The organism is Microbacterium rhizosphaerae, from assembly GCF_034120055.1.
Lineage (GTDB): Bacteria > Actinomycetota > Actinomycetes > Actinomycetales > Microbacteriaceae > Microbacterium > Microbacterium rhizosphaerae.
In genome coordinates, this window is the sequence record NZ_CP139368.1 from 2269472 (window position 1) to 2294101 (window position 24630).

24 protein-coding genes are annotated in these 24630 nt (G+C 70.2%); 11 read left to right on the top strand and 13 right to left on the bottom strand.

Translation table 11 applies throughout. From position 1 onward, the window contains the following. Nucleotides 1-6: 6 nt before the first annotated feature. The gene (gene fabG, locus SM116_RS10110) at nt 7-717 is read right to left on the bottom strand and encodes a 3-oxoacyl-ACP reductase FabG (protein WP_320940859.1); all 711 of its coding nucleotides are present in this window, start codon (nt 715-717) and stop codon (nt 7-9) included. 126 nt (nt 718-843) lie between these two features. Here fabG and SM116_RS10115 point away from each other — a divergent pair, with 126 nt between their 5' ends. The 4 genes from SM116_RS10115 to SM116_RS10130 all read left to right on the top strand — a co-directional run bounded on the left by SM116_RS10115 (nt 844) and on the right by SM116_RS10130 (nt 3054). Continuing rightward, entirely contained in the window at nt 844-1455 is a 612-nt protein-coding gene (locus tag SM116_RS10115; protein WP_320940860.1) for a DUF4190 domain-containing protein, read from the top strand. A 77-nt stretch (nt 1456-1532) separates the two neighbouring features. Then, nucleotides 1533-1916: a DUF3099 domain-containing protein gene (locus SM116_RS10120; protein WP_320940861.1), complete on the top strand. Its 384-nt coding sequence runs from the start codon at nt 1533-1535 to the stop codon at nt 1914-1916. Beyond that, nucleotides 1913-2137 (top strand): hypothetical protein, encoded by a 225-nt coding sequence (locus tag SM116_RS10125; protein ID WP_320940862.1) that lies wholly within the window; start codon nt 1913-1915, stop codon nt 2135-2137. The genes SM116_RS10120 and SM116_RS10125 overlap by 4 nt, the downstream gene beginning before the upstream one ends. After that, nucleotides 2134-3054 (top strand): SURF1 family cytochrome oxidase biogenesis protein, encoded by a 921-nt coding sequence (locus tag SM116_RS10130; RefSeq protein WP_320940863.1) that lies wholly within the window; start codon nt 2134-2136, stop codon nt 3052-3054. The genes SM116_RS10125 and SM116_RS10130 overlap by 4 nt, the downstream gene beginning before the upstream one ends. A 57-nt stretch (nt 3055-3111) precedes the next feature. Here the strand turns inward: SM116_RS10130 and SM116_RS10135 are convergent, their stop codons facing one another. From SM116_RS10135 to sufB, 9 genes are all read right to left on the bottom strand, one after another. Further along, nucleotides 3112-4710 (bottom strand): ABC-F family ATP-binding cassette domain-containing protein, encoded by a 1599-nt coding sequence (locus SM116_RS10135; RefSeq protein ID WP_320940864.1) that lies wholly within the window; start codon nt 4708-4710, stop codon nt 3112-3114. Between the two features lie 96 nt (nt 4711-4806). Next, nucleotides 4807-6171: an MFS transporter gene (locus tag SM116_RS10140; RefSeq protein WP_320940865.1), complete on the bottom strand. Its 1365-nt coding sequence runs from the start codon at nt 6169-6171 to the stop codon at nt 4807-4809. Then, on the bottom strand, nt 6168-7352 hold the full coding sequence (locus SM116_RS10145; protein ID WP_320940866.1) for a MalY/PatB family protein: 1185 nt from the start codon (nt 7350-7352) through the stop codon (nt 6168-6170). Before SM116_RS10145 ends, SM116_RS10140 begins: the two co-directional genes overlap by 4 nt. Nucleotides 7353-7419: 67 nt before the next feature. Continuing rightward, nucleotides 7420-8406, bottom strand: a complete 987-nt coding sequence (locus tag SM116_RS10150) for an epimerase (protein WP_320940867.1) — start codon at nt 8404-8406, stop codon at nt 7420-7422. Between the two features lie 13 nt (nt 8407-8419). Further along, nucleotides 8420-8749, bottom strand: coding sequence for a metal-sulfur cluster assembly factor (locus SM116_RS10155; RefSeq protein ID WP_286288828.1), 330 nt, complete (start codon nt 8747-8749; stop codon nt 8420-8422). 9 nt (nt 8750-8758) lie between these two features. After that, the gene (sufC, locus tag SM116_RS10160; protein WP_320940868.1) at nt 8759-9538 is read right to left on the bottom strand and encodes a Fe-S cluster assembly ATPase SufC; all 780 of its coding nucleotides are present in this window, start codon (nt 9536-9538) and stop codon (nt 8759-8761) included. Between the two features lie 38 nt (nt 9539-9576). Continuing rightward, complete coding sequence (locus SM116_RS10165) at nt 9577-9906, bottom strand: non-heme iron oxygenase ferredoxin subunit (protein WP_320940869.1); 330 nt, start codon at nt 9904-9906, stop codon at nt 9577-9579. Beyond that, nucleotides 9903-11069 (bottom strand): Fe-S cluster assembly protein SufD, encoded by a 1167-nt coding sequence (gene sufD, locus SM116_RS10170; protein WP_320940870.1) that lies wholly within the window; start codon nt 11067-11069, stop codon nt 9903-9905. Before sufD ends, SM116_RS10165 begins: the two co-directional genes overlap by 4 nt. Before the next feature lie 2 nt (nt 11070-11071). After that, complete coding sequence (gene sufB / locus SM116_RS10175; RefSeq protein WP_320940871.1) at nt 11072-12490, bottom strand: Fe-S cluster assembly protein SufB; 1419 nt, start codon at nt 12488-12490, stop codon at nt 11072-11074. Nucleotides 12491-12732: 242 nt separating this feature from the next. Between sufB and SM116_RS10180 the strand changes: the two genes are divergently transcribed. Both SM116_RS10180 and SM116_RS10185 read left to right on the top strand, forming a co-directional pair. Beyond that, the gene (locus tag SM116_RS10180) at nt 12733-13707 is read left to right on the top strand and encodes a COX15/CtaA family protein (protein WP_320940872.1); all 975 of its coding nucleotides are present in this window, start codon (nt 12733-12735) and stop codon (nt 13705-13707) included. Between the two features lie 121 nt (nt 13708-13828). Continuing rightward, complete coding sequence (locus SM116_RS10185; RefSeq protein WP_320940873.1) at nt 13829-14269, top strand: dinucleotide-utilizing enzyme; 441 nt, start codon at nt 13829-13831, stop codon at nt 14267-14269. Nucleotides 14270-14294: 25 nt separating this feature from the next. Here SM116_RS10185 and SM116_RS10190 read toward each other — a convergent pair whose 3' ends face one another. The 3 genes from SM116_RS10190 to SM116_RS10200 all read right to left on the bottom strand — a co-directional run bounded on the left by SM116_RS10190 (nt 14295) and on the right by SM116_RS10200 (nt 16933). Further along, nucleotides 14295-15515 (bottom strand): RNA polymerase sigma factor, encoded by a 1221-nt coding sequence (locus SM116_RS10190; RefSeq protein WP_320940874.1) that lies wholly within the window; start codon nt 15513-15515, stop codon nt 14295-14297. Nucleotides 15516-15522: 7 nt separating this feature from the next. Further along, nucleotides 15523-15876, bottom strand: coding sequence for a YciI family protein (locus SM116_RS10195; protein ID WP_320940875.1), 354 nt, complete (start codon nt 15874-15876; stop codon nt 15523-15525). A 130-nt stretch (nt 15877-16006) separates the two neighbouring features. Then, entirely contained in the window at nt 16007-16933 is a 927-nt protein-coding gene (locus SM116_RS10200; RefSeq protein WP_320940876.1) for a heme o synthase, read from the bottom strand. A 318-nt stretch (nt 16934-17251) separates the two neighbouring features. On the opposite strand from SM116_RS10200, the gene tkt reads away from it, so the two are divergent. The 5 genes from tkt to SM116_RS10225 are packed head-to-tail and all read left to right on the top strand — an operon-like array spanning nt 17252 to nt 24626. After that, nucleotides 17252-19360 (top strand): transketolase, encoded by a 2109-nt coding sequence (gene tkt, locus SM116_RS10205; protein WP_320940877.1) that lies wholly within the window; start codon nt 17252-17254, stop codon nt 19358-19360. Between the two features lie 32 nt (nt 19361-19392). Further along, entirely contained in the window at nt 19393-20499 is a 1107-nt protein-coding gene (gene tal, locus SM116_RS10210; protein WP_320940878.1) for a transaldolase, read from the top strand. After that, on the top strand, nt 20496-22121 hold the full coding sequence (locus tag SM116_RS10215; protein ID WP_320940879.1) for a glucose-6-phosphate isomerase: 1626 nt from the start codon (nt 20496-20498) through the stop codon (nt 22119-22121). The genes tal and SM116_RS10215 overlap by 4 nt, the downstream gene beginning before the upstream one ends. Before the next feature lie 13 nt (nt 22122-22134). Continuing rightward, complete coding sequence (gene zwf / locus SM116_RS10220; RefSeq protein ID WP_320940880.1) at nt 22135-23685, top strand: glucose-6-phosphate dehydrogenase; 1551 nt, start codon at nt 22135-22137, stop codon at nt 23683-23685. Continuing rightward, nucleotides 23682-24626 (top strand): glucose-6-phosphate dehydrogenase assembly protein OpcA, encoded by a 945-nt coding sequence (locus SM116_RS10225; protein WP_320940881.1) that lies wholly within the window; start codon nt 23682-23684, stop codon nt 24624-24626. Before zwf ends, SM116_RS10225 begins: the two co-directional genes overlap by 4 nt. The last annotated feature ends 4 nt before the right edge of the window (nt 24627-24630 follow it).

Consider the following 24630-nt stretch of genomic DNA (forward strand, 5'->3'; position numbering starts at 1 on the left):
GGAGGGTCAGTGACCCATCCCGAGACCGCCGTCCACGGGGATGACCGCGCCCGAGATGTAGGCCGCGTCGTCCGAGGCCAGCCACGTCACGACGCCCGCGACTTCGTCCGGTGTCGCGAACCGGCCCGCCGGGATGCTCTTCTTGTACTCGGCCTGCGTCTCGGCGGGCAGCTCGGCGGTCATGTCGGTCTCGATGAAACCGGGAGCCACGACGTTGGCCGTGATGCCGCGTGCGCCGAGCTCGCGCGTCAGCGACCGCGCGAAGCCGACGAGGGCGGCCTTCGAGCTCGAGTAGTTGATCTGGCCCGCAGAGCCGAGGAGCCCGACGACGGACGAGATCAGGATGACGCGGCCCCACCGGGCGCGCAGCATCCCCTTCGATGCCCGCTTGACGACCCGGAAGGTGCCGCCGAGGTTCGTGGCGACGACCGAGTCGAAATCGTCCTCCGACATGCGCAGCAGCAGTGTGTCCTTCGTGATGCCCGCGTTCGCGACGACGACCTCGACCGGGCCGAGCGTGCTCTCGACCTGGAGGAACGCGGCATCCAGCTGCGCGGAGTCGGTGACGTCCGCGCGGACCGTCAGCGTGCCCATGGGACCCTCTCCGCTGCGAGCGGTCACGGCGACCTTGTAGCCCTCGGCGACGAAGCGCTCGGCGATGGCACGGCCGATGCCCCGGTTGCCGCCGGTGACGAGGACGACGCGCTCTGCGGACATGACTGCTCCTGTCTGTTGTGACAAAACCGATCCAGCGTAGCGCGAGGTGTTTGACACGCCCCATAGGCGTTGCCAATCTAGGCACAGGCGGGTTCCTCCGCCGATCCGCCTACGAAAGGCCCTACCGTGAGCGACACCACACCAGACCCCACGCCTGAGGTCCCCGCCGCGGCGTCATCCGCCGACGAGGTCGCCTCGTCGACCCCCGCTGCCGCGGAACCCGCAGCCGAGCCGGGCGCCGCAGAGGCGGCCCCCGCTGCTCCTGCGGCCGAGGCCGCGCCCGCGGCTGAGCCGGCACCCGTATCCGAGCCGGCATGGTCGTCCGCGCCCGCTGCTGCCCCGGAAGCGGCACCCGAGCCGCCGGCGTACGCGCCGGCACCCGAGGCCGCTCCTCCGGCATACACCGCTCCGCCCGCCTACCAGGCGCCGACGTACGCGGCTGCCCCGGCCTACTCGGCTCCGGCCGGCCCCCGCACGAACACGCTGGCCATCGTCTCGCTCGTGGCGGGCATCGCCGGCTTCGTCTTCCTCCCGTTCATCGCCCACCTGGTCGCGGTGATCACCGGACACCTGTCCCTGGGACAGATCAAGCGCACCGGCGAGGGCGGCCACGGCATGGCGCTCACCGGCACGATCCTCGGCTGGGTCGGGCTCGCGCTCAGCATCATCGCCACGATCCTGATCATCATCGTCGCGATCGGCCTGGCCGCCTCGTACCCGAACTACCGCGGGGCCTGAGCACAGCAGCGGTCGTCCCCCGCCGGAGTCATCCGGCGGGGGACGATGCGTCTGCGGCGGCGTAGGCTGGATGCACCGTGAAGCGCTCGCCATCCACCCCCTCCGCCACGTCCCTGCCTCGGGCACCGCGCGACGAGGTCGGCGCACGCTCCGTCCGATACCTCGTGACGATGGGCATCCGTGTCGCCTGCTTCGTCCTGATGGTCGTCGTGCAGCCCTACGGCTGGTACACCTGGGTCTTCGGAGCCGGCGCCATCTTCCTCCCCTACATCGCCGTCGTGATCGCGAATGTCGGTCAGGATGCGAAGACGGTGCGCGCAGAGAATCCCGAGCGGGCCCTCCCGGCCGCCCCCGAGACGCCGACTGAGCCCGCGACGCCCGCGACGGAGCACCCTGTGCTGCGGATCGCGGAGACCGGGCCCGCTCAGCGGGCGGAATCACCGGACGAGGCCGAGAAGTGATCTCCGCGGGTGAGGCGCGCTGCTCGCGCGCCGGATGCGTCGCGGACGCGAACTGGCAGATCCTGTGGCGGAACCCCCGCATCCACACCGCCGACCGGCGCAAGACGTGGCTCGCGTGCGACGAGCACGTCGGCTACCTGCGCGACTTCCTCGCCGCGCGCGACTTCCCGCTCGAGGTGCTCCGATTCCCCCTGCCCGCCGAGGCGGAGGCGATGGCATGAGCCGGCGCAACGCTCCGCCGGCCGTCCGCTGGGCGGCCTACATCGGCGTCGCGATCGTGTTCGCGATCGCCTGCGCGTTCCTGTCCAACTGGCAGCTCACGAAGAACGCGGCCCGTTCGGAGCAGCTCTCGCTGATCTCCCGCAACTACGACTCGACCCCGGTGCCGCTGGATCAGCTGCTCAGGCCGGGTGCGACGCTCGACGCCGGCGACCAGTGGCGGCGGGTCACGATGACCGGCCGCTACGCGCCCGACGAGCAGCTGCTCGTCCGCAACAGGGTGCACGGCGGCACGGCGGCCTATGAGGTGCTCGTTCCGTTCCGCTCGACCGACGGGCGCGTGTTCCTCATCGACCGGGGGTGGGTCGCGCCGGGCAACACGCAGTCCCTGCCGGACCACGTGCCGTCGGCTCCGTCGGGCACGGTGACCGTCGTCACGCGGCTGCAGCCGGGCGAGCCGCTGCCGTCCTCCGGAGCGGCGGCGCCGCACGGCCAGGTTCCCTCCGTCAACCTTCCGCTCATCGCGACGAAGATCGGCGCGGACGGGAGCGCGCTCGAGCGCGGCGCCTACGGGACGATGGTCTCCGAGACCCCCGCGCCGGCGAGCGTTCCGCAGGCCCTCGAAGCCCCGTCGGACGACCCTGGCCCGTACCTGTCGTACGGCGTGCAGTGGATCCTCTTCGCCGTCATGGGCTTCGTCTTCATCTGGTACGTCATCCGGTCCGAGCGCCGCGCGCGTCGGGAGGATGCCGAGGACGCCGCGGCGGTCGCCGCCCTGGCCGCCTCCGACCCGGCTGCAGCGGCCGAGCTCGAGGCCGCCGCATCCGTCCGCCGCTCGGCCCGCGCGCTGTTCCCCAAGAAGCGCATCGACCGTGACATGGCCGACGAGGACGACCTCCTCGATCGGGCCGGTCGCTGACGACCTTCGGGTCGTCCTGCACGCCGACGCCGTGCGGGCGCGGCGGGCCGCCGGCGCTCAGGCCAGTGTGATCAGGTCGATGTAGTCGCGACCCCAGATGTCCTCGACGCCGTCGGGCAGGATGAGGACGCGCTCCGGATTCAGCGCCTCGACGGCGCCGGGGTCGTGGGAGACCAGGATGACCGCGCCTTCGTAGTGCGCGAGCGCACCGAGGATCTCCTCACGCGAGGCGGGGTCGAGGTTGTTGGTGGGCTCGTCGAGCAGCAGCACGTTCGCACTGGACACCACGAGCGTCGCGAGAGAGAGACGGGTCTTCTCGCCGCCGGAGAGCACGCCCGCCGGCTTGAGCACGTCGTCCCCCGTGAACAGGAACGACCCCAGCACCTTGCGGGCATCCGTGGCGTTGATGTCGGGCGCGGAGGACATCATGTTGTCGAGGACCGAACGCTGCACGTCGAGGTTCTCGTGCTCCTGCGCGTAATAGCCGATCTTCAGGCCGTGCCCGGGCTCGATCACGCCGGTGTCCGCGGAGTCCACTCCCGCCAGGATGCGCAGCAGCGTGGTCTTGCCCGCGCCGTTGAGTCCGAGGACGACGACCTTGGAGCCGCGGTCGATGGCGAGGTCGACGTCGGTGAAGATCTCGAGAGAGCCGTAGGACTTCGACAGCCCCTTGCCCATGAGCGGGGTCTTCCCCACCGGCGCGGGCTTGGGGAACCGCAGCTTCGCGACGCGGTCCTCCTGCCGGACATCCTCCAGGCCCGAGAGCAGCTTCTCGGCGCGTGCCATCATCTGGTGCGCCGCCGCGGCCTTCGTGGCCTTGGCGCCGAACTTCGCGGCCTGCAGCTGGAGCGCGGTCGCCTTCTTCTCGGCGTTCGCTCGCTCCTTCTTGCGGCGCTCCTCGTCGGCGACCCGCTGACGCTGGTAGTTCTTCCAGTTCATGTTGTAGATGTCGATGACCTGGCGGTTGGCGTCGAGGTAGAAGACCCGGTTGACCGTCTCGCCGACCAGCTCGACGTCATGGCTGATGACGATGAGGCCGCCGCGATAGCCCCGGAGGAAGTCGCGGAGCCACACGACGCTGTCGGCGTCGAGGTGGTTCGTCGGCTCGTCGAGGATCATCGTCTGCGCGTCCGAGAACAGGATGCGGGCGAGCTCGATGCGCCGCCGTTGACCGCCGGAGAGCGTCTTCAGCGGCTGCTCGAGGATGCGGTCGGGAAGCGAGAGGTTGTGGGCGATGGATGCGGCCTCGGCCTCGGCCGCGTACCCGCCGAGCGTCTCGAAGCGTTCCGTGAGGTTCGCGTACTTGCGCATCGCCTTGGCCGCGGCGGCGGAGTCGTCGGACCCCATCGCGAGCGAAGCCTCGTGCATCCCGATCGCCAGCGTGCCCAGTCCGCGCGCGTCGAGGATGCGGGTGCGTGCGAGCATCTCGGGGTCGCCCGAGCGCGGGTCCTGCGGCAGGTAGCCCAGCTCGCCGTGCCGCTCCACCTTGCCCTCGCTCGGGAGGAGGTCTCCGGCGAGCACCTTCGTCAGGGTCGTCTTCCCTGCGCCGTTGCGGCCGACGAGACCGACCTTGTCGCCGTCCCCGACGCGGAAGGACACGTCCGACATGAGCACACGGGCGCCCACGCGGATCTCGAGGTCATGCACGGCGAGCACAGCTGAGGTCCGTTCTGCGGGAAGGGAGGATGGCCGACGGGCCAGCCATCCAGTATACGGGGGTGCTCGGAAGGGACGAGGTCGCAGCCGACGACGTCACACGTGCTTCTCGTGGGCATGCCCGAGCCGCAGACCCGGAACAAGCGCGAGGAGGGACAGCAGCGCGCCGAGCGCGAACACGACCGCGAACCCGGCATCCGTCGCCTGGAGCGCCGTGAACACGAGCCCCATGACCGCGATCGTCGTGGCGGAGCCGGCGGCGTCGAAGATCGAGAGCGCGGACGAATTGAAGCCCTGATTCTGCGGCGTCGAGTAGGCCAGAGTGAGGACGGTCATGCGCGGATACATCAGGCCCATCCCGCCTCCGGCGAGCGACCAGCCCGCGATCGCCGTGGCGGGCGGCAGATGGCCGAGCGCGGTCGCGGTCGCCAGCACCGTCGCCGTCGTCAGCAGTCCCACACCGAGGATGCTGGTGCGCGCATTGCCCAGACGGTCGCCGAACCGCCCTTGGAGGGCGGCGCCGACGGCCCACGCGATCGCGCTCACGGTGAGGGCGAGCCCCGCCCACGTGACGCTGAACCCGTACTCCGTCACGAGCAGGTACGGCAGGTACACCTCGGAGCCGAAGAGGGCGCCGGCGATCAGTCCGCGCATGAGCACGACGCTCGGCAGGCCACGCCCCGCCCGCAGCGTCCCGCGCGGAACGAGCGGGAGCACGGCTGCCACGAGGACGACGACGGATGCGGCGACCACCGGGATCGTCCACGGTCGCAGCTGGTCGGCGAGGCTCAACCCCAGCACGCCCGCCGCGACGGCGACGGCGAGCCAGACCCGTGGGCCGATGCGCGCGGTCGAGGGCTCGTCCGTGCCGAGCTGCCTCCCGTGCAGGCGCGTGAAGACGAGCACGAAGGCCGCGGCCGTGAGCACCGCGACGCCGAGGAACACCCAGCGCCAGTGCAGATACTGCGCGACAGCCCCGGCGGCGAACGGTCCGATGAGCGACGGGATGACCCAGGTGGCCGAGAATGCCGCGAACAGCGGTCCGTGCGGGCGCGGCGGGTACACCCGGGCGACGACGACGTACAGCGCGACGATCTGCCCACCGACGCCGAGGCCCTGCAGAAGGCGTCCGGCGACGAACACCCCCATGGTCGGCGCGAGGCCCGCGACGAGCAGACCCGCCACGAACAGCCCGACCGCCGCGGTCAGCGGGGCGACCGGACTCCCCCGGTCGCACCAGGCGCCCGCCACCACCATCCCGATGACGCTCGTGGCCAGGGTGCCGGCGAACGCCGCCGCGTACAGCGCCGCGCCGTCAAGCTCGTGGCTGACCACCGGCATGACCGTCGTCATCGCGAGAGACTCCAGCGCGGCGAAGAAGATCAGCGCCACGGCACCGACGGTGACCGCGAAGTAGCCGCCCGACCAGATGCTCTCGCGGGTGTCGATCCGCCCCGTCACGAGGCGGTGGCGGCCTCCGCGTCCGCCCGCGCGAGCGCGCCGATGCGCTCGACGGCCTCGCGGAGCACGTCGGGCGCGCATCCGATGTTGACGCGCACGTGTCCGTTGCCCTCGGCGCCGAACATCGGTCCGAAGTGCAGCGCGACCTTTGCGTCGCGGAGGACCTTGACGGCGGGGTTGTCGCCCCAGCCGAGCGCGGTGAGGTCGACCCAGGCGAGGTAGCCGGCATCCGGGATGCGGTAGCGTGCGCCGGGCACGTGCTCGGCGAGGAGGTCACCGAGGAGGCGACGGTTCTGATCGAGAGTGACCAGCAGGCTGTCGAGCCACGCGTCGCTCTGCGGGTCGAAGGCCGCGACGCCGGCCAGCGCGCCGAACAGTCCCGTGCGCCACTCGACCTCATCGGGCAGGGCATCCACCATCGCGGTCGTTCGATCGGATGCCGTGACCATGAGGGCGCACTTCAGCCCCGCGAGGTTGAACGCCTTGCTGGCGCTCGTGACGGTCAGTCCTACGCGTGCAGCGGCATCCGAGGCGGCCAGGAACGGTGTGAACACGACGCCGGGCTGAGTGAGGGGCGAGTGGATCTCGTCGCTGATGATGTGCGCGCCGTGGCGGTCGGCGATCTCGGCCAGGGCGGCGAGGCTCTCCTTGCTGTGCACGGTCCCGGTGGGGTTGTGCGGGTTGCACAGGAGCATCGCCGTGGCGCCGGCCGCGAACGCGGCCTCGATGCCGGCGAGGTCGAGCTCCCAGTCGTCGTCGGTCTCGAGGAGCGGGACGCGTTCGACCTCGCAACCGGCCTCGGGCACGCCGTCGTAGAACGGCGGATACACCGGCGGTGTCACGATGACGCGGTCGCCCGGCGTCGTCACGAGGCGCAGGAGCTCGACGACGCCCATCATGACGTCGCAGGTCGTGCGGATGCGGTGCGGCTCGACGTCCCACCCGAACCGGCGCGCGGCGAAGCCGACGTAGGCCTCCCGGATCCCCGGCTCCGGCGGCGTGTAGCCCGTGTCGCCGAGCTCCACCGCACGCGCGAGGCGCGCGGTGATCGCGGGCGCGAGCGGGAAGTCCGTCTCGGCGACGAAGAGCGGCAGGACATCGGCCGGGTAGCGGCGCCACTTCGTGCTCGACCGTTGACGGAGCTCGTCGATGGGCAGGGCTTGAAGCGGCGCGGCAGTCACCTCTCGAGCCTACGGCCCCGACGCGCCGGGCGGCGGCCTCATGTGCCACGGGCCGCGCTGCGGACTGTCAGCGCGCGGCCCGGGATGCCCGCACGTCGCGCAGTGCCAGCTCGACATCGTCGAAGCGGAACGAGAAGCCGGCCTCGAGCAGTCGTTCCGGGGCCACCCACGTGCTCTTGAGGACGAGTTCCGGCTCGGCTCGCAGCACCCACATCCCGGGCTCGAGGGCCAGCCGCGGAGCGGGCAGTCCGACGGGCATGCCGACCACGTGGCGCAGCGCAGCCATGAGCGCGCGATTCTCCACGGCTTCCGGTGCGACGACGTTGATCGGCCCCTCGATGCCCGGATCGTCACGGGCGAAACGGATGGCGCCGATGACGTCGTCGATGTGGATCCAGCTGAAGCGCTGCCGGCCGCCGGAGCGATGCCACTCCGGCGCTCCGTCGCCGGTCGGGTCGGACCCGATCCCCCGGTAGCGACGGTGCGGGAACCACCAGCCGTCGTACTGCGGCCCGCCGAGCCCGAGCCGGGCCAGGCGGAACAGCAGCGCGGTCGCCGCGCCGTCGCCCAGCACGACGCCGAGCCGCAGCGCGATCCGCCGCGTGCCGGGCAGGTCACCGGCGAAGAACTCGCGCTCCCACTCGCGGGCGACATCCACGGTGAACCCCTCGCCGATCTCGCCGGCGGCCTCGGTCTGCGCGCGGTCGAGCGCTGAGCGGTAGATCGTCGCCGTGCTCGCGTTGAACCACACGGATGGCGGCGCAGCCGCGTGCTCCACCGCCACACGCAGCGCGCGCGTGGTCTCGACGCGCGAGCGCAGGATCTCGTCGCGGTTCGCATCCGTGAATCGGCAGCTGATGCTCCGGCCGGCGAGGTTCACCAGCAGGTCGGCGCCGTCGACGGCCCTGCGGACGGAATCCGGATCATCCCATCGAGCGTCAGGTCCGCTGCGGCCGATGCTGCGGATGGCATATCCCTCATCGACCAGAGCGCGCCGCAGAGCGGTGCCGATGAACCCGCTTGCTCCCGCGAGGGCGGCGATCGGACGCGTCACTGTGTGGCGGGCCTCAGATCGCGAAGCCGAGCGCGCGCATCATGTCGCGCCCGTCGTCGGTGATCCGCTCGGGGCCCCACGGCGGCATCCACACCCAGTTGATGCGGAACTGCTCGACGATTCCGTCCAGAGCCTGTGCCGTCTGCTCCTCGAGCACGTCGGTGAGCGGGCAACCGGCGGACGTCAGCGTCATGTGGATGACGAGGGCGTCGTTCTCGTCATCCCACGCCAGGTCGTAGATGAGACCGAGGTCGACGACATTGATCCCGAGCTCGGGATCCATGACATCCTTGAGTGCCTCGGTGACCTCGTCGAACTTCTCCGGGCTGAGAGTCGCGGTCATATGACGACTCTACGCCTCCACGTCCAGCGCGGGCTCGGACGAGCCGACGAAGCGGTCGTAGCCCTCGTCCTCGAGACGGTCGGCCAGCTCCGGGCCGCCCTCCTCGACGATGCGCCCGCCGACCATGACGTGCACGAAGTCGGGGTGGATGTAGCGCAGGATGCGGGTGTAGTGCGTGATCAGCAGCACGCCGAGGTTCGTCTCGCCCTTGGCGCGGTTGACACCCTCGGACACGATCTTGAGCGCGTCGACGTCGAGACCGGAGTCGGTCTCGTCCAGCACGGCGAGCTTGGGCTTGAGCAGCTCCAGCTGGAGGATCTCGTGGCGCTTCTTCTCGCCGCCCGAGAAGCCCTCGTTCACGTTGCGCTGTGCGAACTTCGGGTCCATGCGCAGGTCCTTCATGGCCTGCTTGACATCCTTGGTCCACGTGCGGATGGACGGAGCCTCGCCGTCGACGGCGGTCTTCGCCGTGCGCAGGAAGTTCGTCACCGTCACGCCCGGGATCTCGACCGGGTACTGCATGGCGAGGAAGAGCCCTGCCCGCGCTCGTTCGTCGACCGTCATCGACAGGACGTCCTCACCGTCGAGCGTGATCGAGCCGCTCGACACGGTGTACTTCGGGTGGCCGGCGATCGTGTACGCCAGCGTGGACTTTCCGGAGCCGTTGGGGCCCATGATCGCGTGGGTCTCGCCCGTGCGGATCGTGAGCGTGACGCCGGTGAGGATGGGCGTCGTGCCGGCATCGGTCTCGACCGTCACATGCAGGTCGCGGATCTCGAGGACAGACATTGTTTTCCTTCGTGAGTTCTGGTTGCGGACGCGACGGCTCAGGAGGCCGGCTTGGTCACGCTGGGGTCGATGAGCACGTCGTCGCCGTCGAGCTGGACGGCGTAGACCGGGACGGGCTCGTACGCGGGGAGGTTGAGCGGGCGGCCGCTGCGGAGGGAGAACGCCGAACCGTGCGCCCAGCACTCGATGGTGTCGCCCTCGACGAAGCCCTCGGCGAGCGAGATGTCGCCGTGCGTGCAGGTGTCGCCGATGGCGTGCACCTCGCCGGCCGAGTCGAGCACGACCGCGATCGGCACGCCGTCCACGACGACACGCCGGGCGGAGTCCGGCTCGAGCTCGCTCAGCGAGCACACACGGGTCGCGCTCATGCGGACTCCCCCTTCATGACGGATGCGGGTGCGGCGATGCCCTGGGCGAGCTCGCGCTCGATCAGCTCGGTGAGCTCCTCCTCCAGTGCCGGGACGCCGATGCGCTGGACGATCTCGGTGAGGAAGCCGAGGACGACCAGGCGCCGGGCCTCGGGCTCGGGGATGCCGCGGGCCTGCAGGTAGAACAGCTGCTCGTCGTCGAACCGGCCCGTGGCGCTGGCGTGACCGGCACCACGGATGTCGCCCGTCTCGATCTCGAGGTTCGGGATCGACTCGGCCCGGGCACCATCGGTGAGGACCAGGTTGCGGTTGGCCTCGTAGGAGTCCGTGCCGACCGCTTCCGGGCCGATCAGGACGTCGCCGATCCACACGCTGCGCGCGCCGGCGCCCTGCAGGGCGCCCTTGTACAGCACGTCGCCCGTGGTCTCCGCGCCCTTGTGGTACAGGTAGACCTGGCTCTCGAGGTGCTGGCCGGCGTCGGAGTAGCTCATGCCGTACATCTCGGCTCGTGCGCCGGTGCCGGCCAGCTCGATGCTCGGGTTCACCCGCACGACGGCGCCGCCGAAGCTGACGACGACGTGGCGGAGGGTCGCATCCTTGTCGACGCGGGCCTGGTGGGATGCGGCGTGCACGCTGCCGCCGTTCCACTCCTGGACCGTGACGAGCTCGAGGTGCGCTCCGTCGCCCACGATGATCTCGACGTTCTGCGCGAACGACGTGCTGCCCCGGTGACGCAGGACGACGGTGGAGTGCGAGTTCGGCCGGGCCTCGATCACGAGATGGGCATGCGCCACTCCCCCGCGACCGGTGACCTCGATGAAGACGGGCTCGTCCCGTTCACCCTCCAGGACGACGTGGTCGGCCCGGTCGGCACGCACCCAGGCGATCGCCGACGGGAGGTCCTCGGGACGGAAGACCTCGCCGCGCGGGGCCTCGCCGATGCGCAGCGCGGATGCCGCGGCATCGGTCACCGTCACGTCGAGGTCGCCCGCCACGGCATCCACGTCGAACAGGGGCGCGAGGGCGTCGAGCGGCGTGTGACGCCAGTTGACCTCCCGGCCCGTGGGGCGCGCGAAGTCCGCGGGATCGAACGAGTGCGGCCGTTCCGAGCGGGTCTGAACCGGAATGAAGGCAGGCTCGGTCTCGGTGTAGGTCGTCGTCATGCTCAGCCGACCGATCCTTCCATGCCCATCTCGATGAGCTTGTTGAGCTCGAGGGCGTACTCCATGGGCAGTTCGCGGGCGATCGGCTCGATGAAGCCGCGGACGATCATGGCCATTGCCTCGTCCTCGGGCAGGCCGCGGGACTGCAGATAGAACAGCTGCTCCTCGCTGACCTTCGAGACGGTCGCCTCGTGGCCGAGCTGGACGTCGTCCACGCGGATGTCGATCGCGGGGTAGGTGTCCGAGCGCGAGATCGTGTCGACCAGCAGCGCGTCGCAGCGGACCGTGTTGGCCGCGTGGTGGGCGTTCGGGTCGACCCGCACCTCGCCGCGGTAGCCGGCGCGGCCACCGCCGCGGGCGATCGACTTGGAGACGATCGACGACTGCGTGTACGGCGCCATGTGGATCATCTTCGCGCCGGCGTCCTGGTGCTGACCGGGGCCGGCGAAGGCGACGGACAGGGTCTCGCCCTTCGCGTGCGCGCCCATGAGGTAGATCGACGGGTACTTCATCGTGACCTTGGACCCGATGTTGCCGTCGATCCACTCCATCGTCGCGCCCTCGTGCGCGATCGCGCGCTTGGTGACGAGGTTGTAGACGTTGTTCGACCAGTTCTGGATCGTCGTGTAGCGCACGCGGGCGTTCTTCTTCACGATGATCTCGACCACCGCGGAGTGCAGCGAGTCGCTCTTGTAGATCGGGGCGGTGCAGCCCTCGATGTAGTGGATGTAGGAGTCCTCGTCCGCGATGATCAGCGTCCGCTCGAACTGGCCCATGTTCTCCGTGTTGATGCGGAAGTAGGCCTGCAGCGGGATCTCGACGTGCACGCCCTTGGGGACGTACACGAACGAACCGCCCGACCAGACGGCCGTGTTCAGCGCGGCGAACTTGTTGTCGCCCGCCGGGATGACCGTGCCGAAGTACTCCTCGAAGAACTCGGGGTGCTCGCGCAGCGCGGTGTCGGTGTCCATGAAGATGACGCCCTTGGCCTCCAGGTCCTCGCGGATCTGGTGGTAGACGACCTCGGACTCGTACTGCGCGGCGACTCCGGCGACCAGGCGCTGGCGCTCCGCTTCGGGGATGCCGAGGCGCTCGTAGGTGTTGCGGATCTCCTCGGGGAGGTCCTCCCACGACTGCGCCTGCTTCTCGGTCGAGCGCACGAAGTACTTGATGTTGTCGAAGTCGATCTCGCTGAGGTCTGCGCCCCAGGTCGGCATCGGCTTGCGACCGAACAGCTGCAGGCCCTTGAGCCGGTTCTTGAGCATCCACTCCGGCTCGTTCTTCAAGCCCGAGATGTCGCGGACGACCTTCTCGTTGAGGCCTCGCTTGGCGCTCGCCCCGGCGGAATCGGCATCGTGCCAGCCGAACTCGTACACCCCCAGCCCGTCGAGCTCGGGCCGATCGATCAGCACATCCGACATGACGTCACTCTCCTTCAGCCTGCAACGGTGTCATCCGTCCCGGCTTTCCATCGCCCTGCGCGGAGTCACGGAGGGGAAAAGCCGCTCTGCGGGCCTGATCAGTAGCCGCGCGAACTGCGCGCCTACACTGTCAGTGGTGCGTGCGCTGGCGCGCCGCATCCCTACCCAACGATTCTATAGGCTCCGCCGTGCCCTCGGTCGGCACATGACCGCCCGCCCGGAGCCTCCCAGGAGGCGAGACCATGTCCGCGACCCGCGCAACCGGCGATCGACAGGGAGTGCGGCGGCGGTTCGTCGCCTGGCTGCCCGACACGGTCGACCGTCGGGTGCGCGTGTTCGCGTGGCTGTCGTTCCTCGCCGAGACGATCATCGTCGGCACCGGCGGCGCGGTGCGGCTCACCGACTCGGGCCTCGGCTGCGGCTGGCCGCTGTGCACGCCCGAGTCGCTCGCTCCGACGCCGGCGATGGGCATCCACTCGTTCATCGAATTCGGAAACCGCATGATGAGCGGCGTCGTCGGGATCGTCGCGCTGATCGTGCTGATCCTCGTGTGGCGGATGCGTCGCACGCGTCGCGACCTGTGGTGGCTGGCGCTCGTCGTCGTCCTCGGAGTCCTGCTGCAGGCCATCGTCGGCGGTGTCACGGTGCGGACGGAGCTCAACGCGGGCATCGTGTCCTTCCACTACGTGGCCTCGGTCGTCCTGGTGTGCGTGACGGCGGCGTTCCTCGTGCGCATGAACGTGGCTGCGGGTCCGCGCGAGCGTGCCGTTCCGCGGTGGTTCGCGATCCTGACGCACATCACCTCGTTCGTCCTGGCCCTCACGCTGCTGTTCGGCGTACTCACCACCGCCAACGGTCCGCACTCGGGCGATCCCAACGTCATCCGGCACGGGTTCGACGCGACTCTCCTCGCCCATGTGCACTCCTGGCCGGGGTACACGCTGTTCGCGCTCAGCCTCGTGCTGCTCGTCACGGCGATGATGCAGCACCTGCCGATCCGTCGGTGGCTCATGGTGCTCGTGGCGCTCGAGATCGTCCAGATCGGCGTCGGCGTGCTGCAGGCGCGCACCGAGCTCCCGCCGCTGCTGGTCGGCATCCACATGATCATCGCGGCACTGACGGCCGCGACGATGACGGCCGTGGTGCTGAATCTCAAGCGGCCCGCGACCGCCGCGGACTCCCCCGTGCCCGCCGCTTCGACGTCGGTCACCGCCTGACATTCATCGGAAGTTCATCGGCGCTCCATGGAGCGCGCCGAGTGCATTGACGGCAGACTGGGTGTCGCGCGGCGATCGCCGCGGCATCCCCACGCCCCTCACCCCTTCCCAGGAGACACGCATGCCCACCCGCCCCAGCCTCGCCCGCAGCATCCCGTTCTGGATCCTGTTCCTCGGATCGCTCCTGAGCGCTGCGCTCGGCGTGCTCCTGGTCGTGAGCAAGATCTCGGGGATGGCGTCCGACATCAAGTCGCAGTCGGCCACCGCCGCCATCACGGTCTACACGGGCCAGTCGTGGGTCGTTCTCGGCGCCGCCCTCGTGGGCGCGGGCCTCATCGGCCTCATCGTCGCCCTCCTCCTCGGCGTGCTCGTGAGCCTCGTCCCCGCGCCCGCGGTGGCGACGGTCGTCCCGGCCGAGGACGCCGCCGCGGTCTCCGACGAGGCCCCCTCCGCCCTCGTCGGCGACGCCTCCGTCATTCCGGCCGAGCCGCCCGTGGAGGTCGAGGCCGCTGCGGCACCCGTGGACGAGACGCCGTCCGTGGAGTCGGGCGCCCAGCGCTGATCCGTCCGAGGGCGCGGTCGGGGGTTCAGGCCCGCGACCGCGCCGTCGTCGTCTGGGCCTCCAGGCGGGCCCTCTCCGCGGCGCTTCCCGTCAGCGCCGCCGCCTCGGCGTAGGCATCCGCGGCCTCCGACCATCGGCCCAGGTCCGCGAGGAACGCCGCGCGTGCCGCCGGCAGATACGCGTAGTGCGCGAGAGCCGGATCATCCGCCACCGCATCCACAGCCGCGAGCCCGGCATGCGGCCCGTCGCGCATACCCAGAGCCACTGCGCGGTTGAGCTCGACGACGGGGCTCGGCCACGCGGCAGCGAGGATGCCGTACAGCTCCACGATCCGGTCCCAGTTCGTGTCGGCCCACGTCGGGGCCTGCGCATGCACCGCGGCGATGGCGGCCGAGATGGCGAAGCGGTCGACCGGACCCGATGCCGCGATGTCGAGCAGCGCGAGCCCGTCCTCGATCCGGCTCCGATCCCAGCGTGAGCGATCCTGGTCGGGCAGCAGCTGGTCGCGCGTCTGCCTGCGCGCGTCGGTGAGCAGCATGAGCGCGAGCAGTCCCGCGACGGTGCGGTCCCGCGGCAGCAGGCCGTGCAGCATCCGCGTCAGGGCGACCGTCGCATCCACGAGCTCGGCGTGCACGACGTCGTCGCCCGAGGGCGGCGCGTGCCCGACGGTGAACGCCAGGTGCAGGACATCGCACACGGCGACGACCCGGCCGGGCAGCTCGCGCGGGTCGGGCACCCGGAACGGGATGCGCGACACCGCGATCTTGCGCTTGGCCCGCGTCAGCCGCGCTGCCATCGTCGTTTCCGTCACGAGGAAAGCTGCGGCGATGTCGCCGGTCGGGATGCCGCAGACCAGCCGCAGCGTCAACGCGACCTGCGCCTCCCGTGCGAGGGCGGGGTGGCAGCACGTGAAGATGAGGCGCAGACGATCGTCCGAACGCCACGGGTCATGCTCGTGCGCGACCTCGTCGCGCACGAGCAGCGGCAGCCTTCGTGCGAGGGCCGCCTGACGTCTGAGCACATCGCGCGCGTGGTTGGCGGCCACCGTCGTCAGCCACGCGCCCGGGCGGTCGGGGATGCCGCGTCCCGGCCACACCTCGACCGCCCGCGCGAACGCCTCCTGTGCGCTCTCCTCCGCCAGATCGAGGTCGCCGGTGAGCGCGGCGGTCGCGGCGACCACCGCCGACCACTCGCCGCGGTGCGCCTCGGTCAGCGCAGCCGAGACAGGCCGGGACGCGGCATCCATCTGCCACTCAGCCGTGCGAGACGAGCGGGTGCACCTGAACCGCGCTGTGGTCGTGCTGGAGCTCGCCCAGCTCGCGGGCGAGATCCAGTGCGGCGTCCAGGTCGGCGACGTCCACCACATAGAACCCGCCGAGCACCTCCTTGGTCTCGAGGAACGGCCCGTCGGTCACGAGCGGCCGCTCGCCGCCCGGGCGGAGCGTCGTGGCCATGCGGCTCGACTCGAGCTGGCCGGAGCCGATGATCGCCGAGCCGGCGCGAGCGCGGAACGCGCGGTGGCCCTCGTCGATCTGTCGCCATTCCTCCGCGGTCGCGGCATCCCACCGCGCCTCGTCGCCGTAGATCAGGATCAGATACTGCGCCATGTCTTCCCTCTTCCGTTCGTCGGAATCGTCGAGAGGCGTTGTGCCCCTCATCTGACCGACGAACGAGGAGCCTCGTGATTCGACAGGCGACGCGGATCGGATTCTCCGACCGCGTTCATGAGGAGACTACTCAGAAAGGCAGCAGCGGGTCGATCGCGATCGCGACGAACAGCAGCGTCAGGTACGTGATGGATGCGTGGAACACACGCATCGGACGGGGCTCCGTGCCGCGCACCGCGCGATTGTAGAGGCGGTGCGACTCGTAGACGAACCATCCGCCGAAGACGAGGGCGGATGCCGTGTACACCAGGCCCATCTGCGCCACGGGGATCAGCAGCAGCGAGCACGCCACGGTCGCCCACGCGTACAGGATCACCTGCAGCCCGACCTGCGAACCGCTGCGGGTGGCGCCGAGCATCGGCACGTCCACGTCGTCGTACTGCTTGCCGTACTTCATCGACAGAGGCCAGTAGTGGGGCGGCGTCCAGAGGAAGACGAGGAGGAAGAGTATGACCGGCGGCCACGCGAGCGAGCCCGTGACGGCGGTCCAGCCGATGAGCACGGGGAAGCATCCGGCGATGCCTCCCCACACGATGTTCTGCTCGGTGCGGCGCTTGAGGATCATCGTGTAGATCACGACGTAGAAGAAGATCGCGACGGCGGAGAGGACGGCGGCCAGCCCGTTGGTCGTGAGCCACAGCCACACCGTCGAGAGCGCGGCCAGTGTCCACGCGAAGATCAGCGCGCCCCGGGGCGAGACCTCGCCGGTCACCAGCGGCCGGTTCTCGGTGCGCTGCATGTGCGCGTCGATGTCGCGATCGAGGTACATGTTGAACGCCGCGGCGGAGCCGGCGCTCATCGAGCCGCCGATGACCGTGGCGAGCACGAGCCACAGGCTCGGGAAGCCGCCCTGGGCCAGGATCATGACCGGCACCGTCGTCACGAGCAGCAGCTCGAGCACGCGGGGCTTGGTGAGAGCGACGTACGCGCGGAGGGTTCGACCGAGCGAGTGGCGCGACTTCTGCGCCGTGGATGTCGCTCCCTGCGTGGTCGTCATGCTGCGCGAGCCCCCTGAATGCCTTCGAAAACCTTCTCGAGTCTATGGCATGGGGCGCCGGTGCCCGGTCGCGCATCACCTCGGCGCGCGCGCGGTCGTGATGATCCCGACACCGTCCGGACTCGCGGTCGTCACAGCCGGGCGATGGGCCGCTGAAAGGCTGTCGTCACACAATGTCAAGGCCCCAACGGGACGGAATGCCGCTTCGCTATGCTGAGACAACACGCGCGCCCAAGCGTCGACGTCCACCCCCCTCTCCGCACCGAAGCGGCGTGTGTTGAGGGTTCGACCGGGCGCCCCTCCAGGAAAGGCGGTCCCGTGTCGGAACTGCAGTGGGAAGAGATCGATGGACGCGCCGTGGACACGGTGCGCGTACTGGCGGCTGATGCGGTGGAGAAGGTCGGCAACGGCCATCCCGGCACCGCGATGAGCCTCGCGCCGGCCGCGTATCTGCTGTACCAGCGGGTGCTGCGCCACGACCCCGCAGACACGCACTGGCTCGGCCGCGACAGGTTCATCCTCTCCGCGGGTCATTCATCGCTCACGCAGTACATCCAGCTCTACCTGGGCGGGTTCGGTCTCGAGCTGTCCGACCTGGAGGCGCTGCGCACGTGGGGGTCGCTGACCCCCGGTCACCCCGAGTACCGGCACACCAAGGGCGTGGAGATCACGACCGGTCCGCTCGGCCAGGGACTGTCCTCGTCGGTCGGCTTCGCGTACGCGGCGCGCTACGAGCGCGGCCTGTTCGACCCGGATGCGCCGGCGGGCACCAGCCCGTTCGACCACTTCATCTACGTGATCGCGAGTGACGGCGACCTGCAGGAGGGCGTGACGAGCGAGGCGTCCTCGCTCGCCGGCCACCAGGAGCTCGGCAACCTGATCGCGATCTACGACTCCAACCAGATCTCGATCGAGGACGACACCGACGTGGCGTTCACCGAGGACGTCGCCAAGCGCTACGAGGCCTACGGCTGGCACGTGCAGACGGTGGACTGGAAGAGCACCGGCCAGTACGTCGAGGACGTGCCGGAGCTGTTCGACGCCATCGAGGCGGCGAAGGGCGTGATCGACAAGCCGTCGCTCATCATCCTCAAGACGATCATCGGCTGGCCGGCTCCCGGCAAGCAGAACACGGGCAAGATCCACGGCTCGGCCCTCGGCGGCGACGAGCTGGCGGCGACGAAGAAGGTCCTGGGATTCGACCCGGAGAAATCCTTCGCCGTCGCGGACGACGTCATCGCGCACACCCGCAAGCTGGGCGAGCGCGGGGCGGCCGTCCACGCCGAGTGGCAGACCTCGTTCGATGCGTGGGCTGAGGCGAACCCGGAGCGCAAGGCGCTGCTGGACCGTCTGCTGGCCGGCGAGCTGCCCGACGGCATCGCCGATGCCCTGCCGGTCTTCCCGGCAGGCAAGGACGTCTCCACGCGCGCGGCGTCGGGGACCGTCATCAACGCGCTCGCCGCGGAGCTGCCCGAACTGTGGGGCGGTTCGGCCGACCTCGCGGAGTCGAACCTCACGACGATCAAGGACGCGAAGTCCTTCATCCCGCAGGAGTGGTCGACGCACGAGTGGTCCGGCGACCCGTACGGGCGGGTGCTGCACTTCGGCATCCGCGAGCACGCGATGGCCGCGATCGTCAACGGCATCGTCCTGCACGGTCCGACGCGCGCCTTCGGCGGCACGTTCCTGATCTTCAGCGACTACCAGCGCCCGTCCCTGCGCCTGTCGGCGCTGATGGACATCCGGTCGATCTTCGTCTGGACCCACGACTCCGTCGCGCTCGGCGAGGACGGCCCGACGCACCAGCCGATCGAGCAGCTGGCGACACTGCGCGCGATTCCGAACTTCGCCGTGGTGCGGCCGGCCGACGCCAACGAGACCGCGCACGCGTGGCTCGAGCTGCTGCGCCGCCAGGGCGGGCCCGCCGGCCTCGCCCTGACGCGTCAGAACATCCCCGTGTTCGAGCGCGGCGACGGCGACGCCGAGGGCGACACGTTCGCCTCGGCCGCGAACACGGCCAAGGGCGCTTACATCCTCGCGGAGTCGCCGACCGGCACGGTCGACGTCATCCTGATCGCCACCGGGTCCGAGGTGCAGCTCGCGGTGAACGCCCGCGAGGCGCTGAAGGCCGAGGGCGTGGGAGCGCGCGTGGTCTCCGCGCCGTCGCTGGAGTGGTTCGCGGAGCAGGACGAGGCGTACCGGGAGCACGTGCTGCCGGCATCCGTCGCCGCTCGCGTCTCGGTCGAAGCCGGTGTCGCCCTGTCGTGGCGCGGCATCGTCGGCGACCGCGGCCGCTCGGTCTCCATCGAGCACTTCGGCGCCTCCGCCGATTACAAGACCCTGTTCGAGAAGTTCGGCATCACCACCGACGCCGTCGTGGACGCCGCGCGCGCCACGATCGCCGCGGTCGCCCGATCGAACAGCTGAGCATCCAGGAACCCGAGGAACCGAGGAGTACCATGAGCACCCCCACCGAACAGCTCACCGCCGCCGGCGTGAGCATCTGGCTCGACGACCTGTCGCGAGGACGGATCACCTCCGGCAACCTGGCAGAACTCATCCGCACGCGCAACGTGAGCGGCGTGACCACGAACCCGACGATCTTCGCCGCTGCCCTGGCCGGTCACGGCTACGACGACCAGGTGAGCGAGCTCGCGAAGAGCGGCGCGAACGCGGACGACGCGATCTTCCGGATCACGACGGATGACGTGCGGGATGCCGCGGACATCCTGCGTCCCGTGTACGACGCCACGAACGGGGTCGATGGCCGCGTGTCGATCGAGGTCTCCCCCGACCTCGCCCACGACACCGACGCGACCATCGCGCAGGCCCAGCAGCTGTGGCACGCGGTCGACCGGCCGAACATCCACATCAAGATTCCCGCGACGAAGGCCGGCGTCCCCGCCATCACGGCGGTGCTCGCGCAGGGCATCTCCGTGAACGTGACGCTGATCTTCAGCCTGGAGCGCTACGCCGCGGTCATCGACGCCTTCCTGGCCGGCATCGAGCAGGCCAAGGCGAACGGCCACGACATCTCCGGCATCCATTCGGTCGCCTCGTTCTTCGTGTCCCGGGTGGACACGGAGGTCGACAAGCGGCTCGCGGCGATCGGAACCGACGAGGCGGCGCAGCTCAAGTCGAAGGCCGGCATCGCCAACGCGCGCCTGGCCTACGAGCTGTTCGAGAAGGAGTTCGCCTCCGACCGGGCGAAGGCCCTCACCGCGGCCGGCGCGACCGTGCAGCGCCCGCTGTGGGCGTCCACGGGCGTCAAGGACCCGTCCCTTCCCGACACCCTGTACGTGACCGAGCTCGTCGCCCCCGGCACCGTGAACACGATGCCGGAGAAGACCCTCGAGGCCACGTTCGACCACGGGGTCATCACCGGCGACACGGTGACGTCGAACTACGCCGACGCGCACGCGGTGATCGACCGCCTGGGCCAGGCGGGGGTCGACTTCGCAGACGTGACCCAGGTGCTCGAGGACGAGGGCGTCGAGAAGTTCATCGACTCCTGGCACGGCCTGCAGAAGACCGTCACGGACGCACTGGCGGGAGCTGCGCGGTGAGCTTCGAGATCCATGTCTCGGGGCACATCAAGAACGTCGTAGAGGAGACCCTTCCCGGTCTCGTGGCCGACCTCGTCGCCTCGGGCGTCACCGCCGGAGATCCGACGCTGTGGGGTACGCAGGCCGAGCCCGAGGCGTCACGGCGTCTGGGCTGGCTGGATGCGGTCACCGTCTCGCGCCCGCTCGTCGCGGAGATCGAGGCGCTGCGCGCCGAGTTGCACGCCCGTGGAGTGACGCGCGTGGTGCTCGCGGGCATGGGCGGCTCGTCACTCGCGCCCGAGGTCATCACGCAGACGGCGGGAGTGCCGCTGATCATCCTGGACTCGACGGCGCCCGGCCAGGTCCTCGACGCGATCGACGGCGACGCCGAGTCCGGCGGCCTCGACAGGACCGTGCTCGTGGTCTCCAGCAAGTCGGGCTCGACCATCGAGACCGACTCCGCCAAGCGCGCGTTCGAGGCCGCCTTCCGCGACCTCGGCATCGATCCCGCCGAGCGCATCGTCGTCGTGACCGACCCGGGCTCGCCGCTCGACCAGTCGGCGCGCGCCGACGGCTACCGCGTGTTCAACGCAGACCCGAACGTGGGCGGTCGGTACTCGGCGCTGACGGCCTTCGGGCTCGTGCCCGCCGGCCTGGCGGGCGTCGACCTCGGCGAGCTCCTGGACGAGGCCGATGCGACCCTGCTCGAGGTCGCGATCGACAGCCCGTCGAACCCCTCGCTGGTGCTGGCCGCGGCGATCGCGGGCGGCGGGGATGCGCGGCGCGACAAGCTCGGCCTCATCACCGACGGCACCCACATCGTGGGCCTGCCCGACTGGATCGAGCAGCTCGTCGCCGAGTCCACCGGCAAGGAGGGCACGGGCATCCTCCCCGTGGTGCTGCTGCCGGTCTCGCCCGAGGTCGAAAGCAAGCCGGACGACCTCCAGATCGTGCGATTCGTCGACGACGCGAACAAGTTCCACCTGTTCGAGCACCACGAGGGCGAGGTCCTCGTCAGCGGCTCGCTCGCCGCGCAGTTCATCGTCTGGGAGTACGCCACCGTGATCGCGGGACGGATGCTGGGCATCAACCCGTTCGACCAGCCCGATGTCGAGTCCGCCAAGGAGGCCGCCCGCGGCCTGCTGGATGACCGACCCGCCCCGACTCCGCCCGCATTCACTGCGGAGGGCGTCGAGGTCCGCGTCTCCGACCCGGCCCTGGCCGAGTCCGGAACCGTCGCCGGCGTCCTCGAGGCCCTGTGGGCCCGCATCCCTGCGCATGGCTACGTGTCGATCCAGGCCTACGTCGACCGCATCGAGCTGCCCCAGCTCGACGGTCTGCGTGAACTGGTCGCGGCCGACTCGGGCCGCCCGACGACGTTCGGATGGGGTCCGCGCTTCCTGCACTCGACCGGCCAGTACCACAAGGGCGGTCCCGCCGACGGCGTGTTCCTGCAGATCACCGAGGCGACCGACGTCGACCTCGAGATCCCGGGTCGTCCGTTCACCTTCGGCCAGCTGATCGAGGCCCAGGCCGCGGGCGACGCCAAAGTCCTCGCCGAAGGACACGGCCGCCCTGTCGTCACGATCACCCTGACCGATCCGCAGACCGAGGTCCTCGGCCTGTTCGAGGCAGCCCAATAGGAGACGCCGACCAATGACCGTCGACATCTCGCGCGGGAACAATCCCCTGCGCGATCCCGACGACCGCCGCCTCAACCGGATCGCCGGTCCGAGCGCGCTCGTCATCTTCGGGGTGACGGGAGACCTGTCCCGGAAGAAGCTCATGCCCGCCGTCTACGACCTGGCGAACCGGGGGCTCCTGCCGCCGGGCTTCGCGCTGGTCGGATTCGCCCGCCGCGACTGGGCGGACGAGGACTTCGCCCAGGTCGTGTACGACGCGGTGAAGGCGAATTCGCGCACCGAGTTCCGCGAGGAGACGTGGCAGGAGCTGCTGCAGGGCATCCGCTTCGTCTCGGGCGAGTTCCAGGACCCCGCCGCCTTCGCCAAGCTGCGCGAGACGGTCGAGAGGCTGGACGTCGAGCGCGGCACGATGGGCAACCACGCGTACTATCTGTCGATCCCGCCGAAGGACTTCCCCATCGTCGCGGAGCAGCTGAAGAGCTCGGGGCTGGTGGACGACACGGCCGACAAGCCGGACCGCTGGCGTCGCGTGGTGATCGAGAAGCCCTTCGGCCACGACCTGGAGTCCGCGCAGGCGCTCAACGACGCGCTGCGGACGGCCTTCCCGGCCGACTCGATCTTCCGCATCGACCATTACCTCGGCAAGGAGACGGTCCAGAACATCCTTGCGCTGCGCTTCGCGAACGAGCTGTACGAGCCGATCTGGAACCGCAACTACGTCGATCACGTCCAGATCACGATGGCCGAGGACATCGGCGTCGGCGGACGCGCCGGCTACTACGACGGCATCGGCGCTGCGCGCGACGTCATCCAGAACCACCTCCTGCAGCTGCTCGCCCTGACCGCGATGGAGGAGCCCATCTCCTTCAACGCGAAGGATCTGCGCGCAGAGAAGGAGAAGGTCCTGGCGGCGGTCACCCTGCCCGCCGACCTGTCGCTCGCCACGGCGCGCGGACAGTACGCGGGCGGATGGCAGGGCGGCGATCGCGTCGTCGGATTCCTCGAGGAGGACGGGATGAACCCCCGGTCCACCACCGAGACCTACGCCGCGATCAAGCTCGCCATCAACACGCGCCGTTGGGCCGACGTGCCGTTCTACCTGCGCACCGGCAAGCGGCTCGGACGCCGCGTCACCGAGATCGCGGTCGTGTTCAAGCGCGCGCCCGAGCACCTGTTCACCCGCAACCAGACGTCGGGCCTCGGCGAGAACGCGCTCGTCATCCGCGTGCAGCCCGACGAGGGCGTGACCATCCGCTTCGGGTCGAAGGTGCCCGGTGCCGGGACGCAGGTGCGCGACGTCACGATGGACTTCGGCTACGGCCACGCGTTCACCGAGGCGAGCCCCGAGGCGTACGAGCGCCTGATCCTCGACGTCCTCCTCGGCGACCCGCCGCTCTTCCCCCGCCACGAGGAGGTCGAGCTCAGCTGGAAGATCCTCGACCCGATCGAGAAGTTCTGGGCGCAGGACGACCGACCGCTCGAGCAATACTCACCTGGCTCGTGGGGACCGCCGTCTGCCGACGATCTCCTCGCTCGCGATGGCCGCACATGGAGGCGCCCATGATCATCGACCTGCCCGACACCAACGTGAGCAAGATCTCGCGCGCGCTCGTGAGCGTGCGCGAGGAGGGGGGCGCGGTGGCCCTCGGCCGCGTGCTGACGCTCATCATCGTCGTGAGCCACGACACCGCGGAAGAGGTCATCGAGGCGGCGAACGACGCCTCGCGCGAGCACCCGATGCGCGTCATCGTGGTCATGTTCGGGGATGCCGAGGCTCCTCCCCGCCTCGACGCCGAGATCCGCGTCGGCGGCGACGCCGGTGCCAGCGAGGTGATCGTCCTGCATCCGTACGGCCTCGCCGGCTCGAACGCGGAGAGCCTTGTCACGGGTCTGCTGCTGCCGGACGCGCCCGTCGTCGCGTGGTGGCCGCGCGAGACGCCCCCGATGCCGTCGCGATCGGAGATCGGCCGCATCGCCCAACGGCGCATCACGGATGCCGCGACGCAGCCCGACCCCACCGCGTGGGTCGCCGGGCTCGCCGGGCACTACGCCCCGGGCGACACCGACTTCGCCTGGACGCGCCTGACGCGCTGGCGGGAGCAGCTCGCCGCGGTGCTCGATCAGCCCCCCTACGAGCCGGTGACCGCGGTCGAGGTGCGCGGCGCCTCGGACTCCCCGTCCACGGCGCTGCTCGCCACGTGGCTCGGACTGAAGCTCGAGGTGCCCGTGGACTGGAAGTACCTTCCGGCGGACGAGTGGGCCAGCGGCATCAAGTCGGTGCGCCTCGTCCGCGCCAGCGGCGACACCCTCCTCGAGCGCCCCTCCCCCGGCGTCGCCGTGCTGACGCAGCCCGGGCAGCCGTCGCACGACCTCGCGTTCCCGCGGCGCACGCTCCGCGAGTGCCTCGCCGAGGAGCTCCGGCGTCTCGATCCCGACGTCTTGTATGGTCGGGTCATCACCGAAGGCTGGTCTCTTCTGGAGGCGGCCTCCCCGGAGCTGACGTAGGAGT